Origin of the sequence: Tersicoccus mangrovi (genome assembly GCF_036881825.1) — a bacterium.
Classification (GTDB): domain Bacteria; phylum Actinomycetota; class Actinomycetes; order Actinomycetales; family Micrococcaceae; genus Tersicoccus; species Tersicoccus mangrovi.
The window spans coordinates 462415-479316 of the sequence record NZ_JBAJMW010000001.1 but is presented as its reverse complement, the minus strand read 5'-3'; the positions used below and the strand labels follow the sequence as shown (position 1 = coordinate 479316).

The 16902-nt window shown below is 75.1% G+C and carries 15 protein-coding genes and 1 pseudogene; 13 read left to right on the top strand and 3 right to left on the bottom strand.

Features of this window, described 5'->3' with window-relative positions; translation table 11 throughout:
- Positions 1-91 precede the first annotated feature (91 nt).
- The 3 genes from V6N00_RS02355 to V6N00_RS02345 are packed head-to-tail and all read left to right on the top strand — an operon-like array spanning position 92 to position 3571.
- The gene (locus V6N00_RS02355) at positions 92-2041 is read left to right on the top strand and encodes a hypothetical protein (protein ID WP_334230446.1); all 1950 of its coding nucleotides are present in this window, start codon (positions 92-94) and stop codon (positions 2039-2041) included.
- A 13-nt stretch (positions 2042-2054) separates the two neighbouring features.
- Positions 2055-2879: an endonuclease III gene (gene nth, locus V6N00_RS02350; protein WP_416385023.1), complete on the top strand. Its 825-nt coding sequence runs from the start codon at positions 2055-2057 to the stop codon at positions 2877-2879.
- Positions 2876-3571 carry an NUDIX hydrolase gene (locus V6N00_RS02345; protein ID WP_334230445.1) on the top strand — a complete coding sequence of 232 codons (696 nt, stop codon included), beginning with the start codon at positions 2876-2878 and terminating at the stop codon, positions 3569-3571. The genes nth and V6N00_RS02345 overlap by 4 nt, the downstream gene beginning before the upstream one ends.
- Positions 3572-3633: 62 nt before the next feature.
- Here the strand turns inward: V6N00_RS02345 and V6N00_RS02340 are convergent, their stop codons facing one another.
- On the bottom strand, positions 3634-5283 hold the full coding sequence (locus tag V6N00_RS02340; protein ID WP_334230444.1) for a bifunctional 3'-5' exonuclease/DNA polymerase: 1650 nt from the start codon (positions 5281-5283) through the stop codon (positions 3634-3636).
- 348 nt (positions 5284-5631) lie between these two features.
- Between V6N00_RS02340 and ssd the strand changes: the two genes are divergently transcribed.
- The 8 genes and pseudogenes from ssd to V6N00_RS17200 all read left to right on the top strand — a co-directional run.
- Entirely contained in the window at positions 5632-6765 is a 1134-nt protein-coding gene (ssd, locus tag V6N00_RS02335) for a septum site-determining protein Ssd (protein WP_334230443.1), read from the top strand.
- Positions 6762-7967 carry a TadA family conjugal transfer-associated ATPase gene (locus tag V6N00_RS02330; protein WP_334230442.1) on the top strand — a complete coding sequence of 402 codons (1206 nt, stop codon included), beginning with the start codon at positions 6762-6764 and terminating at the stop codon, positions 7965-7967. Before ssd ends, V6N00_RS02330 begins: the two co-directional genes overlap by 4 nt.
- 245 nt (positions 7968-8212) lie before the next feature.
- Complete coding sequence (locus tag V6N00_RS02325; RefSeq protein WP_334230441.1) at positions 8213-8836, top strand: type II secretion system F family protein; 624 nt, start codon at positions 8213-8215, stop codon at positions 8834-8836.
- Positions 8837-8876: 40 nt separating this feature from the next.
- The gene (locus tag V6N00_RS02320; protein WP_334230440.1) at positions 8877-9497 is read left to right on the top strand and encodes a type II secretion system F family protein; all 621 of its coding nucleotides are present in this window, start codon (positions 8877-8879) and stop codon (positions 9495-9497) included.
- A gap of 170 nt (positions 9498-9667) precedes the next feature.
- On the top strand, positions 9668-10189 hold the full coding sequence (locus V6N00_RS02315; protein WP_334230439.1) for a DUF4244 domain-containing protein: 522 nt from the start codon (positions 9668-9670) through the stop codon (positions 10187-10189).
- A 1-nt stretch (position 10190) separates the two neighbouring features.
- Positions 10191-10724 (top strand): TadE family type IV pilus minor pilin, encoded by a 534-nt coding sequence (locus tag V6N00_RS02310; protein WP_334230438.1) that lies wholly within the window; start codon positions 10191-10193, stop codon positions 10722-10724.
- Positions 10721-11095, top strand: a complete 375-nt coding sequence (locus tag V6N00_RS02305; protein ID WP_334230437.1) for an Rv3654c family TadE-like protein — start codon at positions 10721-10723, stop codon at positions 11093-11095. Before V6N00_RS02310 ends, V6N00_RS02305 begins: the two co-directional genes overlap by 4 nt.
- Positions 11096-11159: 64 nt before the next feature.
- Positions 11160-11291, top strand: a pseudogene (locus V6N00_RS17200) (EspF repeat-containing protein); the annotation flags it as partial.
- Here V6N00_RS17200 and V6N00_RS02300 read toward each other — a convergent pair.
- On the bottom strand, positions 11263-11817 hold the full coding sequence (locus V6N00_RS02300) for a GNAT family N-acetyltransferase (protein ID WP_334230436.1): 555 nt from the start codon (positions 11815-11817) through the stop codon (positions 11263-11265). The pseudogene V6N00_RS17200 and the gene V6N00_RS02300 sit on opposite strands and share 29 nt — an antisense overlap.
- Before the next feature lie 202 nt (positions 11818-12019).
- The gene (locus V6N00_RS02295) at positions 12020-14368 is read right to left on the bottom strand and encodes a DEAD/DEAH box helicase (protein WP_334230746.1); all 2349 of its coding nucleotides are present in this window, start codon (positions 14366-14368) and stop codon (positions 12020-12022) included.
- A 205-nt stretch (positions 14369-14573) separates the two neighbouring features.
- On the opposite strand from V6N00_RS02295, the gene V6N00_RS02290 reads away from it, so the two are divergent.
- Together V6N00_RS02290 and V6N00_RS02285 are read left to right on the top strand one after the other, a co-directional pair.
- Complete coding sequence (locus V6N00_RS02290) at positions 14574-14999, top strand: pyridoxamine 5'-phosphate oxidase family protein (RefSeq protein ID WP_334230435.1); 426 nt, start codon at positions 14574-14576, stop codon at positions 14997-14999.
- Between the two features lie 22 nt (positions 15000-15021).
- Positions 15022-16902 carry a DUF7059 domain-containing protein gene (locus V6N00_RS02285; RefSeq protein ID WP_334230434.1) on the top strand — a complete coding sequence of 627 codons (1881 nt, stop codon included), beginning with the start codon at positions 15022-15024 and terminating at the stop codon, positions 16900-16902.

Genomic DNA, 16902 nt, shown 5'->3' with positions numbered 1-16902 from the left:
CGGCTGGTTCCTGCGTCCGCGCCATGACTAGGCTGGACGCGAATCGACGCCGTGCGCCGCGGCACCCGGCGCTGCACCGCGAGGAGGACCCATGGGTCAGGACCCGCTCGAGAACGACCGGACCGGCAGCCGCCGCCCGGAGACGACGACGCCGGGTTCCCCGGGGCAGGCCTCCGGCGGGGGTGGATGGACGGCGTTCCGGTCGGCGACCGGCATCGGTCGGGGGACTGCCGCGTCGTCCTCGCCGTCATCCGATGCCGCCCCCGAGTCCGGCCGGGTGACCGGCGCGGGGAACGGGCAGGACCGGCGGCAGCGCGCCGTCGCAGGCCCGTTCACGGTGCGCGACCTGACGGTTCTCGGGTCGATCCTCGTCCTGCTCATCGGCAGCGTCATCCCGCTCTTCGTCGACGCGGGGAACGGCTACACCGCATATGGCAATCTCTGGAACGTCGGTGCCACCCCGCAACTCGTCGTCTTCGGCCTGTTCCTTCCGCTCGTGGTGGGCGGCCTCTTCGTCGCGCGACGACTGAGCGGCAAGGACGAGGTCCTGCGGATCGGCTCCCTCTCGCTGGACCAGTTCGCCTCGGTGGTCGCGTCGGTCGCCGCTGTCTTCCACTTCCTCAGTGTCGTCACCTTCTTCCAGGCCGGCCCGATCATCGCCCTCATCGGGGCGCTGGGCATGCTGGTCGCGACGGTCGGCGGTCCTCACATCCCGGGCTTCTCCTCCGACTTCGTCGTGCGCCCCTCCGTCGAGGCGCGGCTCGTCGCCCGTCCGGCGGTGCCGGCCTACCAGGCGCCCAGGCCCGTGACGCCTCCGTCGCCCGCCGGGTCCGACCGGAACGCGTCCGGGGCGAACGGACCGGGGACCGGTACATCGGCTGAGACCGGCACGTCGGCGGTGACCGGGACGTCCGATTCATCCGGCGCGGGCACGGCGACCGGCAGTTCTGCGGCGTCCGGCACGTCCGCGGGCGCCGGAGCAGCGGGGGCCGGTGCCGTGATCGGGGCCGGCACGGTCGGCGCGCTGGTGGGTCGGTCGGCCGGGTCGCCGCGCGAGCAGGAGAGCTCGGACGGCGACCTCACGGACGACGACACCCGGGTCACCTCGTCCTCGTCCACCCCGTCTGCTCCGCCCTCGACCACCGCGTCGGGGGCCGACCGGACCGTCGAGCGCGACGACGACGCGAACGGCGCCGCCGAGACCGATGCCGCCGACGCCGACGTCGCGGTGACGGCCGCATCCGGCACCGACGCTGACGACACTCGGACGACCGTCGTCCCCACGATCGGCGCGTCCGGTCGCGGCCTCGACGACGATCGGCACGGCGACGAGCTCAGCGGCGACGAGCTCGGCGGCGACGAGCTGGCCCGCGATCGAGTCGACGACCACGCGTCCCACCACGACCTCGCCGACGACGCGTCGCACGGCGACGTGGACGACAGCGACCGGGGCGACCGCGACGACACGGTCGTGCGTCCGGCCGTCACCGACGAGGGCACGACCAGGGTCGGCGACACGGCCGACGAGGACCACGACATGACCGCCGTCCGTCCGGCGCAGTGGCAGACGGCCGACGCCGCCACGGCCGACGACGCGGACACCGTCGCGCGCCCGGTCGGGCACGACGCCGACCCGCGGACGCGCCCGACGGAGCTGCAGGACGAACCGGGAGCGGACGAGCAGGACGTGACGCGGGCCGGCGCTCGCGTCGGCGCGTCCGCCGTCTCGGCGCCCATCGGTGCCGTCGTCGACCCGGCCGATGAACGGCGCGAGGACGGGGGCTACGACGACGTACGCGACGGCTCGCGGGACGACCGGTACGGGCGCGACGGCGGCGACCGGCAGGACTACGAGGCCTTCTGGTTCGCCGTCGCCTATCCCCGTCCGGTCTTCGAGGAGCGCACCGGTCGGCAGGCGTTCCAGCTCGAGCCCGGTGCGTGGATCCTCGCCCTGCAGGACCGCGGAAGCTCCTTCCTCGTCCAGCACACGGACGGCCGGGTCGCCGTCCTGCACGACCTGAACAGCATCGAACGTGCCTGAGTCCGCGAACCGGGTGCCCCGAGCCGCCGGCAGCAGCCGCGCCGGGACGCGAGCGGTCAGCGCCGAGTCGCCCCTGGCGAGAAAGCGGCGGTCGCGGCGGATCAACCGGGAACTCGCCGAGGCCTACCCGTACGCGGTCGCGGAGCTGGACTTCCGCAATCCGTACCAGCTGCTCGTCGCCACCGTGCTCTCCGCGCAGACCACCGACGTCCGCGTCAACATGGTCACGCCCGCGCTGTTCGCGGCCTACCCGGACGCGCGGGCGCTCGCGGAGGCGGACGAGGCGCGGCTGCAGGAGCTGATCCAGCCCACCGGATTCTTCCGGGCCAAGTCCCGCAGCCTGCTCGCCCTGGCGAACAAGCTCGTCGACGACTTCGACGGGGAGGTGCCGCCGAAGCTGGACGCCCTCGTCACGCTGCCCGGCGTCGGACGGAAGACGGCCAACGTCGTCCTCGGCAACGCCTTCGGGATCCCCGGCCTGACCGTCGACACGCACTTCGGGCGTCTCTCGCGGCGGCTCGAGCTGACGACGTCGGAGGACCCGGTGCAGGTCGAGAAGGACGTCGCCGAGCTCATCGAACGCTCCGAGTGGACGATGTTCTCGCACCGGCTGATCTTCCACGGCCGTCGCGTGTGCCATGCCCGCAAGCCCGCGTGCGGGGCCTGCGTCATCGCCGGACTGTGCCCGTCCGCCGGGATCGGGGGGACCGACCCGACGGCTGCCCGCAAACTGCTCAAGTACGAGCTCGCCCCCGGCCGGGAGGCGCTGCTGGCCCGGGCGCGCGAGGGTGCGACCCGCGACGAGCTGCGCGCCGAGGGATTCTCGCTCGGGACATGAGTGCCTACACCGACCTGTCCTCCCTCGGTGCCCGCGGGGACGCGCTGATCCGCGGCTCCGCCGCCGACGCCCTGCGGGAACTCGACCCGTCCACGGCCCGCGCGGCCGCCGTCCTCATGCTCTTCGGCGTGCTCGACGACCGGCCCGCGGACGCGGGGAACACCTTTGCTCCCTCCGACCTCGATGTCCTGCTCGTCGAGCGCTCACGACGCCTCGGTCACCACCCCGGGCAGATCGCCTTCCCCGGCGGCGGGGTCGACGCCACCGACGCCTCCGTCGAGGACGCCGCGCTGCGGGAGGCCCGGGAGGAGACCGGGCTGGACCCCGACGGCGTCGAGCTGCTCGGCACGATGCCCGAGGTCGGCGTCCCGGTCTCGGGCTATCGCGTCACGCCCGTGCTCGGGTGGTGGGCCACCGCCTCCGCCGTCGACGTCGTCGACCGCGGCGAGTCCGAGCGGGTGTTCCGTGCCCCCGTCTCGGACCTGCTGGACCCGGACCGGCGCGTGACCGCCGTCGTCGAGCGCGGCGGATTCCGGCACACCTCGCCCGCGTTCCTGCTCGACGGGGACCCCGCAGCCGGCGACGCCGGCGTCGTGTGGGGCTTCACCGGGCTGCTGCTCAGCGGCCTGTTCGACCAGCTCGGCTGGACCGTGCCGTGGGACGCGTCACGGCGCGTCCCGGCGCCGCTCTGACGTCTTCCCCGGCCTGCTCTGAGCCGGCCCGTTCTGATCCGGCCTGTTCTCCTCGGCCTGCCCTACTTGGCCTGGTCGTAGCTGTCGACGACGGCCACGGTGACGGGGAAGTCGTCCCGCCCGGAGCCGAAGAGCAGCCCGGCGGCCGCCGCGGCGGCGTCCTGGACCTCCTCGACGACGGCGTCGACCTCGTCGTCCGGGACGTGCAGCACGATCTCGTCGTGCACGAAGAACACGAGACGAGCGGCGCGCTGCTGCTCGCGCAGGCGCCGGCGCACGTCCGCCAGCCACGACATCGCCCACTCGGCTGCCGAGCCCTGGACCACGAAGTTGCGGGTGAAGCGCCCGTTCGCGCGCAGCACGGGCTGATCACCCCGGGCCAGGGCCGCCCGTAGCCGGGGGCTCGCCGGTGGGGTGCTGCGGCCGAGGTGCGTGCTGACCGGCCGGCCGGCCTCGCCGAGCCGGGCGGCCGCCTCGACCAGGGCCACGGCGCGCGGGAACGAGCGGGCCAGCTGCGGGACGAGCCGCCCCGCCTCGCCCGTCGTCGCGCCGTACATCGCGCCGAGCATGGCGACCTTCGCCGCGGAGCGCTCCCCGCCGAAGCCGCGCTCGGCGACACCGGCGTACAGGTCCCGGCCCCGGGCCGCGGCCGCCAGGGCGTCGTCCACCGCCATCGCGCCGAGCACGCGGGGCTCCAGCTGGGCCGCGTCCGCGACGACCAGCTTGTGGCCGGGGTCCGCGTGCGCCGCCGCACGGATCTGGTGCGGGATCTGCAGCGCGCCACCGCCGCTCGTCGCCCATCGGCCGGTGACGACGGCGCCGACGACGTAGTCCGGGCGGAACCGGCCGTCCCGCACCCACGCGTCCTGCCACGCCCAGCCGTTCGCGGTGTGCAGCCGGGACAGCTGCTTGTACTCCAGCAGCGGGGCGATCGCCGGGTGCGTGTGCTTCGCCAGCTCGCCCTTGCGCGTGGTGGCGACGTCGATGCCGGCCCGGTGCAGCGCGCGCAGCAGGTCCTGCGGTGAGTCCGGATTCAGGACCGGCGCGGCAAGCCGCTCCTGCAGGACGCCGGCGAGCTCCTGCAGCCTGGCCGGGCGCTGCCCGTACGGCACCCGGGGCCCGAGGACCCGGCGCAGGTACGCATCGTGCAGGTCGGCGCGGAACGGCAGACCCGCCTGGTGCATCTCGGCCCCGGCCAGGGCGCCGGCCGACTCGGCGGCCAGCAGCAGGCGGAGCCGCCACGGGTGCTCACTGGTGGCGACGGCGCTCAGCTGGGCTGCCAGCTCGGCGAGCAGGTCGGCCATCGGGAGGTCCTGCTCGGCCGCAGGGCCGGCACCGAGTGCGGCGTCGAAGAGGGCGACCTGGCTGTCGTCGCGCTCGCTCTCGACGTCGGCGTCCTCCACGGTGCGCGGGGCCAGCCGCGGGTCCGGGGTGTACCCGGCGGCAGCCGCGTCCTGGGAGTGGGCAAGGATTCGGCCGCAGAGACCGACGTCGTGGGCCCGGCCGACCGTGATCCCGGCGCGGAGCCAACGCGGATACCAGTCCGTCGTGCGGGCGAACACCCAGCGGGTGCTCGTGGTCTCCTCGCGTCTGGCGACGGCGGCCACGACCTCCGCCGGGCGCAGTCGCTGCGGGGCGGCCATGGGCGCGCCGGCGTCGTCGACGTCCTGCAGCAGGACGCCGTCCGCGTCGCGGGCGACCAGGGTGTACATGCTCTCCATCCTGCCGTGCGCCGCCGACCGTTCTCGTCCGGATTGCGCCCTGGGCCGGGCTTCTCCCTCCCCAGGTCCGCGTTGTCCCCAACCGGGGGCGATGCCCTTGGTCAGGACGGAGGCTCTGGCGCACGGTGGGGCATGGCCCTCTCGCCTCTCACCCGGCCCTCCTCTCTCGCCCGTCCGTCGCCCGGGACCGGGCCGGCACGTCACCGTTCGGCGCCGGTCGGTGGCACGGTCCGGGCCGGCCCGCCGTCGTCCCTGGCTCCCTCACCCGCGTCCGTCACGGCGGCGTCGAGCGATGCGGCGCTCCCGTCTGCTGCGGTCGGGTGGGTGCCGGGACTGCCGGTGGGACCGGGCGTCGTCGCGGTCACCGGTTCCGCGCTGCTGCGGGCGGAGATCGAGCGGGTCGCATCCGCAGCGGGGCGTTCCGTCGTGGTCATCCCGGACGTCGTGGACGCAGGGACCGTCGGTCCGGGGGATGCCTTGATCCCCGACCCGGTGCTGCCGTCCGCGCCGGTCGTGCTGCTCGGCAGCGACGTGGCGCTCGCCGGGATGGCGGCGGACGGTGCTGCGTATCGCACCCGCGACCGGCCCCGGCCGGGCACCACGATCATCGTCGGGCTCGCCGGGGAGGGAGCCGCCCTGTGGGACGCGGCGACCCACTGGGGTGCGGACCGGGTCGCCGTCGTGCCGGAAGCCTCGGCGTGGCTCGTCGACGTGCTCGCCGAGGACGCCGCGACCCCGCGCGACCACGACCGCATCCGGCGGCCGGAGGGGAGTGAGCACGGTGTCGTCCTCGGCGTGATCGGCGCCTGCGGAGGCCTCGGATCGACCGCGCTGTGCGTCGCGGTTGCCGAGGCGGCCCGACGTGCCGGGACCGACGCGCTGCTGATCGACGCGGATCCACTGGGCGGCACCCTGGAGGTGGCGCTCGACGCCGTCGAGGAGCCAGGCGTGCGATGGGCCGAACTCGGCGAGGCGGTCGGCCGGATACCCGGTGACCAGCTCCGGGAGGCGGTCCCGCGCGCCCAGGGCCTGCCGCTGCTGACCGGTGCCGCCGACGCGGTCCCCGCGACCGTGCTGGCCGCGGTCGCGGCGGCGTCCCGGGAGGCGTTCGCGGTGGCGCTCGTCGACGTCGGCCGCGACCGCGGCTCGGTGCGGGAGTGGAACCGGTTGGTCGATCGCCTCGTCGTCGTCCTGCCTCCGCGGCCGGTGGACCTCGGGGGCACCCTGACGGCCGCTCTCGCCGCGGTCGACCCGGCCCGGGTCCTCGCCGTGGTCGCGGGCAGTCCGCCCGACGGGCTCGACGCCGAAGAGGTGGCCGCGTCCGCCGGGGTGCGCCACTACGTCGCGTGGCCCGGCCTCGCCGCGGCCGGGCGACGCCTGACCACCGGTCACCGTCCGGCGGATCTGGCCGGACGCCGGTGTCACGCCCCGAGCGCGGTCCTGCACTTCGCCATCGCCGGAGCACCGGGATGACCGGCCCCGCCGGCCACGGCGCCCTCCGGCCCGCTTTGTCGGCCGCTGCCGGTCTCATCCTGGACCAGGGCGAGTCGGTCACTCCGGCCAGCGTGGCCCGCGCCCTCGCCGACAGCGGGCACCTGCTCGGCTCGACCGGAACGCTGGCCGCGATCGACGAGATCACCGCCGAACTGACCGGGCTCGGCCGGCTGGCGCCGCTCACGCGGGACGCCGCGACGACCGACATCGTGGTCAACGGTCCCGACGCCGTGTGGGTCGACCGCGGCCGGGGCATGGAACGGACGGCGGTGCGCTTCGGCTCCGAGGCGGAGGTCCGCGCCCTCGCGGTCCGGCTCATCGCGGCAGCCGGTGGCCGCCTCGACGACGGGCGGCCCACTGCCGACGCGCAGCTGGCCGGCGGCACCCGGGTGCACGCTGTGCTCCCCCCGATCTCCGTGGCGGGCACCCTGTTGTCGGTCCGGCTGCAGCGCCACCGTCGCGCCGCGCTGGCCGACCTCGTCCGCGCCGGCATGCTCGCCGAGCCTGACGCCGCCCTCCTGCGAGCCGTCATGGCCGCACGCCGGAACCTGCTGATCAGCGGCGCAACGGGCAGCGGCAAGACCACGCTGCTGGCTGCCCTGCTCGGCGAGGCCGACCCGAGTGAGCGATTGCTGCTGATCGAGGACGTCCCCGAGCTCGAACCGGGTCACCCGCACGCCGTCCGGTTGCAGGCGCGTCGCGGCAACGTCGAGGGCGCCGGTGCCGTCGACCTGACCGACCTCGTCCGGCAGGGGCTGCGCATGCGTCCCGACCGGCTGATCGTGGGGGAGTGCCGGGGTGAGGAGATCCGTGACCTGCTCGGCGCCATGAACACCGGACACCGCGGTGCGGGCGCGACGGTACACGCCAACACAGCGGCGACCGTGCCGGCGCGACTCGTGGCGCTCGGGGCGCTCGCCGGCTGGTCACCCGAGACGACGGCGCTCCAGTGTGTCTCCGCCCTCGACCTGGTGATCCATGTGACCCGAGAAGCCGGTGGCCGTGCCGTCACGGAGATCGCCGCCCTGGACCTCGACACCGGCGGACGGCTCCGGGCGGAGGCGGCGCTGTGGTCGCCCACCGTCGAGGCCGCCCGATCGGGATTGCGTCGCGGACCGGCGTGGGAGCGCCTGCTGGGGCTCCTCGACCTGGCGGACGTCGAGTCCGGGGGTCCGCCGTGACCGGGGTGCTGGTCGCCTGCCTGCTGGCGGGAGCCGTGGTCCTCTGGTTCCTCACGAATCGAGCCGTCGAGGTCGTGACGGCACCCGGTCGAGTGCGACGACGGGCGCGGACCGGCCGCGCGGGGGACGGCCCGGCTCTGTCACCCACAGCACCGTTACCCACAGCCCCGTCGCGCACAGCCCCGTCGAGCAGGGGGCGGTCGCGCAGGCGTCGCCGGTCGGCCGCCGACGACCTCGACGACCAGGTGCGCACGCTGCGCGAGCTCAGTGCCCTGCTCGCCGCCGGGCGGCCGTTGACGGCGGTGTGGACGGATGTCCTGGCCGGCCGTTCGGCCGCAGCGGCGGCAGGACCGGGCGGCGAGGCGACCGGCTCGGTGGACCGGATGCTGCGCGCGGCCGCTCGATCGGCCCGTTGGGGCCACGACCCGACCGAGGCGCTGCGCGACACGCGGTGGTCGACACCCGAGCCGTCGGCCGGTCCACGGACCCGCCGTCCCGCGGGATCGGACCGGCCGATCACCGCGGCGCTGGTCGCCGGGTGGGCGGGACTGGCCGACTGCATCGACATCGCCCGGGCGACGGGCGCCCCGCTCGCCGGCCTGCTCGACCGTTTCGCCGCCGCGCAGGCGGATGCCCGCGACGCCGACGCGGCGCGCGCCGTCGCTCTCGCCGGACCGGCCGTGACCGTCCGCATCCTGCGGTGGCTGCCCGCTGCGGGACTCGGACTCGGCGTGCTCATGGGCGCCGATCCGGTCCGCGTCCTGGTCACGACCCCCGCCGGATGGGTGCTGACGGCCGTGGCCGGGGGACTCATGCTGCTCGGCCATGGATGGGTCCGTCGGCTGCTGGCAGCGGCGACGGACCTGTGATGGGCTCCCTGGACCGGGTCGCCCGAGCCGACGGATCACCGTGCTGACCGGTCTGGTGGTCGCCGTCCTGTGCGGAGCGGCCGTCCTCGTGTCCGGGGTGCCGCACGGGCGCCGCGCGGCGCACGCCGGCGTCAGGAACCGTCGCACAGCGTCGGGCCCGGTCCGGGCCGGACACCATGCCCGGCCTGACGCCGCCCTCCTGCTGGAGCTGCTCGCGGCGATGCTCGACGCCGGCGTCTCCCCGGACGTCGGCCTCGCGTTGTTGTCCCAACTGCACCCGCACTCGGTGGGGCCGGCCCTGGCGCGGGTGGTCGCAGGCCGGCGGCTCGGTGCCGACTGGCCGAGCGCGGTCGCCCTGGCGGCCCGGAGCCGGCCCGGATCCCGTGACCGGGCGGCGCCGGAGCATCGCGAGGCGCTGGCGGCGGTCGGGCCGCTGCTCGAGGCCGTGGTCTTCGCGGCGACCACGGGAGCACCGTCGGCGGGCTTGCTGCGGTCCCGCGCCGGCGAGCTGCGTACGCGTCGACGGCAGGAGACCGAACGGAGGGCCGCCTCGCTCGGGGTCCGGCTGGTCCTGCCGCTCGGGCTGTGCCAGCTGCCCGCGTTCATCTGCCTGGGCATCGTCCCGGTGGTCCTCGCCCTCCTGCCCGCGCTCGGTTCGTGAGCCTCCGACGAGTCCTTCGGGTCGCCGGTCATCCCGCCGTCTCTCCCTCCACAGGGGTCGCCGCTGCCCGAGTTGTCCACCGACGACGCCATGCCGCTCCACCGGCCACGCGGCCAGGCCGACGCTGGAGGCAGTGGCCGTCACCGACGGCCCCGACGAAAGGACCTGCCATGTCCCAGCCCGCGCTCCAGCCCCCGCTCGCCGACGCGTCGCCGGGTGCACCCGTCCCGGCCCCGGTCGAGGGCTCGGACGGTGATGTCCGGCTCCTGCCGATGGACCACCCCGGCGCCCGCCGCTCGACCCTCGAACAGGCGCCGGAGGACACCGGCCGCCGGCGTCGCGATCGGACGGACGACCACCGGGTGATCCGGCTCGACGTGCACCGCGCCCGTCGTCACGGCGGCGCGCCCGGATCCGCGGAACGGGCCGCCGTGGTCGACGCGTCCCAGGACACGAACGACGCCGAGCCGACCAGGTCACGGTGGCAGCCCCGTCATGCCCGCCACGGGGTGAGCGCCCTGTTCGCCTTCTGGCGCCGGATCCTGCGGGGTGATGACGGCATGGCCACCGCCGAGTACGCGATCGCGACGCTCGCCGCCGTCGGCTTCGCCGGTCTGCTGGTCCTCATCCTCAAGGGCAACGAGGTCAAGGGCCTGCTCTCGGCCATCATCCGGCAGGCCCTCGGCGGCTGAGATGTGCCCGTCCACGGTGCGCCGGGGGATTCGCGCTGAGCGTGTCCTGCGTCGCGCTGCGCAGTCCGAGCGCGGCGCGGTCACCGCCGAACTGGCGGTGGTCATGCCCGCCGTCGTCGTCCTGCTCGCTCTACTGCTGACAGGGGCGGCCGCCGGGATGGCCCAGGTGCGGGTCGAGGGAGCGGCCCGCACTGCCGCGCGTGCCCTTGCCCGCGGTGACGCCGAACCGGCAGCGGCGGCGCTCGCGCTGGCGCAGACCGGTCCGGGAGCGCATGTCGCCGTCTCCGGCGCCGGAGCTCTGGTGCACGTCCGCGTCGAGCAGCGGGTGCCCGTCATCGGAGGGGTCGTGCTGCCGCTGTCGGTCGTGGCCGAGGCGAGCGGTCCGTGGGAGAACCCAGCGCAGGGGGCCGCCGTCACGGGGTTCGATCGAACGGCATCGGGGCGGCAGGGCGTCGCAGCGGCTGGGGCCGGTGTGGCATCCGGCGGCGTCACGCCGCTCCCGGACTGCTCGTCCTCCCGCGGGGCCCGCGGATGAGTGCGATCGCCGGGCGGCGGAACCCGGAGCGCGAGCGTGGTGCCGGCACCGTCCTGGTCGTCGGCCTGTGCGCGGTGGCCCTGGCGCTGCTCGGTGTCCTGGTGCTGCTCGGCCAGGCCGCTGCCGCGCAGGCGAGAGCGGCCACGGGGGCCGACCTCGCGGCGCTCGCCGCGGCGGACATCGCGCGCGGACTGCGGGCCGGTGACCCGTGCGCCGCCGCCGGCAGCATCGCCGCTGCGAACCGGGTCCGGGTGGCCGGCTGCCGGATCACGGACGAGCGCGGCGGCACGGCGGAGATCGTCGTCACCGCACCGATGCCGTACCCGTGGCCGGCCGCCACCGGCCGAGCCCGGGCCGGAGCTCCGCCGTGACGAGGCCGTCGTCTCCCCGGGCAGCTGATCGGGGCCTCGCCCGGCCACGGAATCCGCAGCCCTCGACGGCCCGCCGGCCCGCCGGCCCGGGTGGCCGGCGGCGACATCACCGGTCCGTGCGGTCATCTCTCGGCCGGTCGGGGATGCCACCGACCGCTTCGATCGGATCAGTGGGACGGGAGCGTCGGTGGCGTGATGGGCAGGAGGGGCTGGTCGGGTGACGGGGTGCCGATGAGCTTCTCGAAGGAGTGCAGCCCGATCTGCTCCGGGTCCGCGGCGATGTCGAACAGCGGGGTGTATCCCGAGCTGAGGTACAGGGCGATCGCCTGGGGCTGCCGGGGCCCGGTCGTGAGGAACACGCGCACGTACCCCCGCCGGGCGGCCTCGGTCTCGAGCTCGGCCAGCACCCGGCGACTCAGGCCCTGCCGTCGATGATCGGCGTGCGTCCAGATCCGCTTGAACTCCGTGGTGCCGGCGCTGTGCGGCATGAACGCGCCACCCGCGACCGCGACGCCGTCGCGCATCAGCAGCATGAACGCACCGTGCGGCGGGTCGAACAGATCCGCCGGGTACCGGGTCATCTCGTCCTTGGCACCGGGGCCGTAGAGCACGCCGTACACGTCGGCGAGGTCCGCGATCATCTCGGCCGCCTGCGGGTCGGTGGCGCGCAGGTACACCGGCGTCACCGCGGCGGACCGGCCGTCCGGCTCCGTCGTGCTCATGCGCTTCCTCCCTGGGGCGTGTTGCGGGGCGAACGATCCGGGTGCTCCGCCCCGAACCATTCTGCCCTCAGCTCGCCGGTTGAAGGCTCAACCTCACGGGGCCGAGCAGATCGTCATCCAGGGGACCGGACACCGGATCGAGCCCTGTCGGGGACCCGGCGCCGGATGAGGACGAGGAACGAGGACACCGGACCACCAGGCGTCAGGACGGGCCGGCCGCCGACTCGTCAGCAGGACCGGGTTCGTGCCGCAGCAGCTCGTCGAGCAGCGCGATGGCGGCCGCCTTCTCCAGCGGGTTGTTCCGGTTGCCGCACTTGGGTGACTGGATGCAGGACGGGCACCCGGTCTCGCACTCGCAGGACCGGATGGCGTCCGTCGTCGCCCGCAGCCACGTGCCGGCCGCCTCGTACCCGCGCTCGGCGAACCCGGCACCGCCCGCGTATCCGTCGTAGACGAAGATGCTCGGGTGCTCGGTGTCGGCGTGCAGGGCCGTGGAGACGCCGCCGATGTCCCACCGGTCGCTCGTCGCCACGAGCGGCAGCATGCCGATCGCGGCGTGCTCGGCGGCGTGCAGCGCCCCCGGTAGTTCAGCGGTGCTGATCCCGGCCGTCTCCAGCAACGGCCCGGGCGCCACGAACCACACCGCCTGGGTGATCAGCTCACGCACCGGCAGATCCAGCGGCTCCTCGCCGATCACCTCGTTACTCGCGAATCGCTTCCGCTGGAACGCGACCACCTGCGTCGAGACGCGCACCTGTCCGAAGCACACCGTGACCGGCCCCCACGGCACCGTGCGGTCGGTGCGCAGCACCTCGATGTCGGTGATGTCGCGGGCCGTCGTGTAGTAGTCGGGCTCGCCGCGACTGACGATCGCGCAGTGGTTCGCCTCGTCGAGGTCGTCGACGACGAACGTGACCTGCTGGTGCGTGTACACGGCGCCCGGGTGCAGCTGGTGGTGGCTCTGCCCGGCGCCGACCGTCCCGAGCAGGGCCCCGGTGGCCGCGTCGATGATGTCGATCGGTTGGCCGCCCTCCCCGCGCAGGCTCACGGACGCAGCGGCGCTCTGCGGGTGCGTCCAGAACCAGCCCGCGGGTCGGCGCCGCAGGAACCCCTGGGCGGTCAGGTCGTCGACGACGCCGGGAGCCGCGGGGCCGAACAGGTCGAGGTCGGCCCGCGTCAGCGGCGCCTCCGCCGCGGCCGCGCACAGGTGCGGCCCGAGCACGTACGGGTTCTGCGGGGCGAACACGGCGGCCTCGACGGGCCGGTCGAAGATGGCCTCGGGGTGGTTGACGAGGTAGGTGTCGAGCGGGTCGTCGCTCGCGACGAAGACGGCGAGCGCGTCCTGGCCAGCCCGCCCAGCGCGTCCGATCTGCTGGAAGAGCGAGGCGCGGGTGCCCGGCCAGCCCGCAACCAGCACCGCGTCCAGGCCGGCGATGTCGATGCCGAGTTCGAGCGCGGACGTGCTCGCCACCCCGAGCAGCCGGCCGTCGCGCAGGGCGTGTTCGAGCGCCCGCCGCTCCTCGGGCAGATACCCGGACCGGTAGGCGGCCACCCGGCCGGGCAGCGTGCGGTCGACGTCGGCGAGCAGCCGCTGCGCCGTCGCGGCGATGCTCTCCGCGCCGCGCCGGGAGCGGATGAACGCGATGGTGCGCACGGCGCCGGAGACGAGGTCCGCCATCAGGTCGGCGGACTCGGCGATCACCGTGCGCCGGCGCGCGGCGCCGTTCTCGCCGTCGTGATCGGTCAGCTCCGGCTCCCAGAGGGCGACCGTCACCTCGCCGTGCGGGGAGAAGTCGGTCTCCACAGCGGTGGCCGGCGCCCCGATCAACCGCGAGAAGGACTGCTCGGGCTCGAACGACGTCGCCGACGCCCCGACGAACACCGGATCGCCCCCGTACCGGGCGCACACCCGGCGCAACCGGCGCAGCACGTTGGCCACATGAGCCCCGAAAACGCCGCGGTAACCGTGCGCCTCGTCGACGACCACGTAGCGCAGCCGCCGCAGGAACCGGGCCCACCGGGCGTGGTTGGGCAGGATCCCCACGTGCAGCATGTCCGGGTTGGCGAGCACGACGTTCGCGTGCTCCCGGATCCACGCGCGCTCGGTCTGCTCCGTGTCCCCGTCGTAGGTGGCCGCGCGCACGCCGGGCACGGCGAGCCCGTTCCAGGACGCCAGCTGGTCCGCGGCGAGCGCCTTGGTGGGGGAGAGATAGAGGACGACGGCGCCGTCGGGATCCAGGCTGGTCGCGGCGCGCTCCTCCGCACGGACGACGGCGTCGAGCGCCGGCAGCTGGAAGGCCAGCGACTTGCCCGACGCGGTCCCGGTCGCGAGCACGACGTGGTGGCCGGCGTGCGCGGCCTCGGCCGCCTGGACCTGGTGCACCCACGGCGCCGGGACCCCGCGGCGCTCGAACGCCTCCACGACGGACGGGTGCACCCACGTCGGCCACGGAGCGGTCACGGCTTCACGGGCCGGCAGCACCCGCACGTGACGCACCTGGGGCGGCGTGGCATCCCCGCCCGGCTCGAGGGACGCGAGGGCAGCGCCCAGACCGGCCGCGCCGTGGTCGCGGAGATCGGTGGGCCCCGCGACGCGCGTGGAGGCGTCGTCCCGGCCCGGCACGGACCCACCAGTGCCGTGGCCGGGCCCCAGCATCGCTGGGCTAGTGCGTCCGTCCCTCATCTGCTTCATTGTCCCACCGGACACCGACGGAACCGCCCTTTTCTACGAAGCGTAGAAGTGACATCATCGAGGCATGAGCACCGATGATGTTGCCGCCATCCGTTCCCTGACCGACGCCGAGTGCTGGGAGTTCCTGGAAGGAGCCCGGTTCGGCCGCCTCGCGGTGGCGCCCGCCGGACGGATCGACCTGTTCCCCGTCAACTTCGTCGCCCGCGACGGCCGGATCGTGTTCCGGACCGCCGAGGGCACCAAGCTGCTGTCGCTGACGGTCAACACCGCGGTCGCCGTCGAGGCCGACGAGGTCACCGGTGGTCAGGCCCGCAGCGTCGTCGTGCACGGCACCGCGCGCGCCCTCGAGACCAGCGACGAGATCGAGGCTGCCGAGCGCCTTCCGCTGCGTCCCTGGATCCCCACTCTCAAGCAGATCTTCGTCGAGGTCGTCCCCACGGAGCTCACGGGTCGCGCCTTCGCACTCGGCCCCGAGCCCGAGCGGTGGTGAACCGCCCGCTACGCTGAGGACCGTGTCGCCCGCCTCCTCCCGACCACCGATCACGGCCGACCCGGCGTCGACCCGAGCCGCGACCGACACGTCGACCGGCGCGTCGACACCGGCAGGGCGCCTCGACGACCCGCGTGACGCGCCCGACGCCGACGATCCCGCCGTCCTGGCCCGGATCGTCGCCGGGTTCACGGCCGCCGGCTGGACCGTCGACGGCGTGGCGGAACTGCTCGGCGAGGAGGCCACCGCCGCCGTCGACCGCGACGAGACCGTCCCCGCCGAGCTCGCCACGGCGCGCGTCCTGGACTCCGCCGCGGACGCGGACCGCGCCATCCGGGTGTGCGCGGCGCTGACCCGGCTGCTGCTGCTCGGACTGCCCGTCCCCGTGCACGCCGTGGGCACCGCTCTGGCCGCGGCCCTCGTCGCCTGCCGGGTGGCAGAGCGGGTGGACGCGCGCTCCGACACGGCAGACGACACCGCCACGGCCGAAGGCGCCGAGGCGGACGCGGACTCGGCCGACGGCACGGCCACGGCGGGTGACGCCGACTCGGCAGCCGGCGCCGGTGCGGTGATCGGCACGGGCGACGCGGACTCGGCCGACGGCACGGCTACGCCGCGGATGCTGCGCTCCCGCGTCGACCTGCGCCCCTACGAGGCGGACGACGGTACCCGCCTGTGGGTCGCCGCCGACCTCGGCGCGCTGCAGACGGACGGCCCGCTGCGTCACGACCACGTGCTCGGCATCGGGCACGCCTCCTTGACCCTGGCGCAGGTGACCGCCCGCCGCCCCGTCGCAAGAGCGCTGGACCTCGGCACCGGCTGCGGCATCCAGACCTTCCATCTGCTGCGCCACGCCCGGCACGTCACCGCCACGGACCTCTCGGCCCGTGCCCTGGCCTACACACGGTTCAACCTGCTGCTCAACGCCGCGGCCCTCGATCTCGACCCGGCCGATCTGTCCGCCCGCGTCGACCTGCGCCAGGGCAGCCTGCTCGAACCGGTCGCGGGCGAGACGTTCGACCTGATCGTCTCCAACCCGCCGTTCGTCATCACCCCGCGCGCCGCGGACGAGACTGCCGACTCCCGGTACACCTACCGCGACGGCGGTCAGGCGGGAGACCGCCTGATCACCGCCCTCGTCCGGGCCCTGCCGGGCCACCTGACCGAGGGAGGCACCGCCCAGCTGCTCGGCAACTGGGAGACGCCGCGCGGCGCCGCCTGGGACGAGGCGCTCGCCGCGGCCTGGTTCGAACAGGACGAGAAGCCCGACGACGGCCTCGAGTGGTGGGTCATCCAGCGCGACACCCAGGGCCCGGCCGAGTACGCCGAGCTGTGGCTGCGGGACGCCGCGCAGGCGTCCGATCCGGCCGCGTACCGGGCCGCCTACGCCGCGTACCTGGCCGACTTCGCGGCCCGCGACGTCGCCGAGATCGGCTTCGGCATGATCTGGCTGCGCCGCGGCGACGGCACCGGTGCCGCCACCCGACCCCGCACGCCCCTGCGCCGCCTCGAGACCGTGACCCACGCGGTCGACCAGCCCCTCGGCCCCGCGCTCGCCGCCACCGTCGAACGCCACGACCGGCTCGCCGGGCTCGACGACGCCGGCCTCGCCGCCCTCCGGTTGACCACGGCTCCGGACGTCACCGAGGAACGGCACGGAACCCCGGGAGCGCCGGACCCGACCGTCATCCTCCTGCACCAGGGCGGCGGGTTCCGCCGCACCGTGCAGGCCTCCACCGCGCTCGCCGGGTTCGTCGGGGCGTGCGACGGCGAGCTCACGGCCGGGCAGCTGACCGCCGCCCTCGCCGTCCTGCTCTCACCCGAGGACCCGGACTTCACGGCCACCCTGCTCGGCCACGCCAGGCGCGCCGTCGTCGACGGCTTCCTGACCGTGGCCGACTGA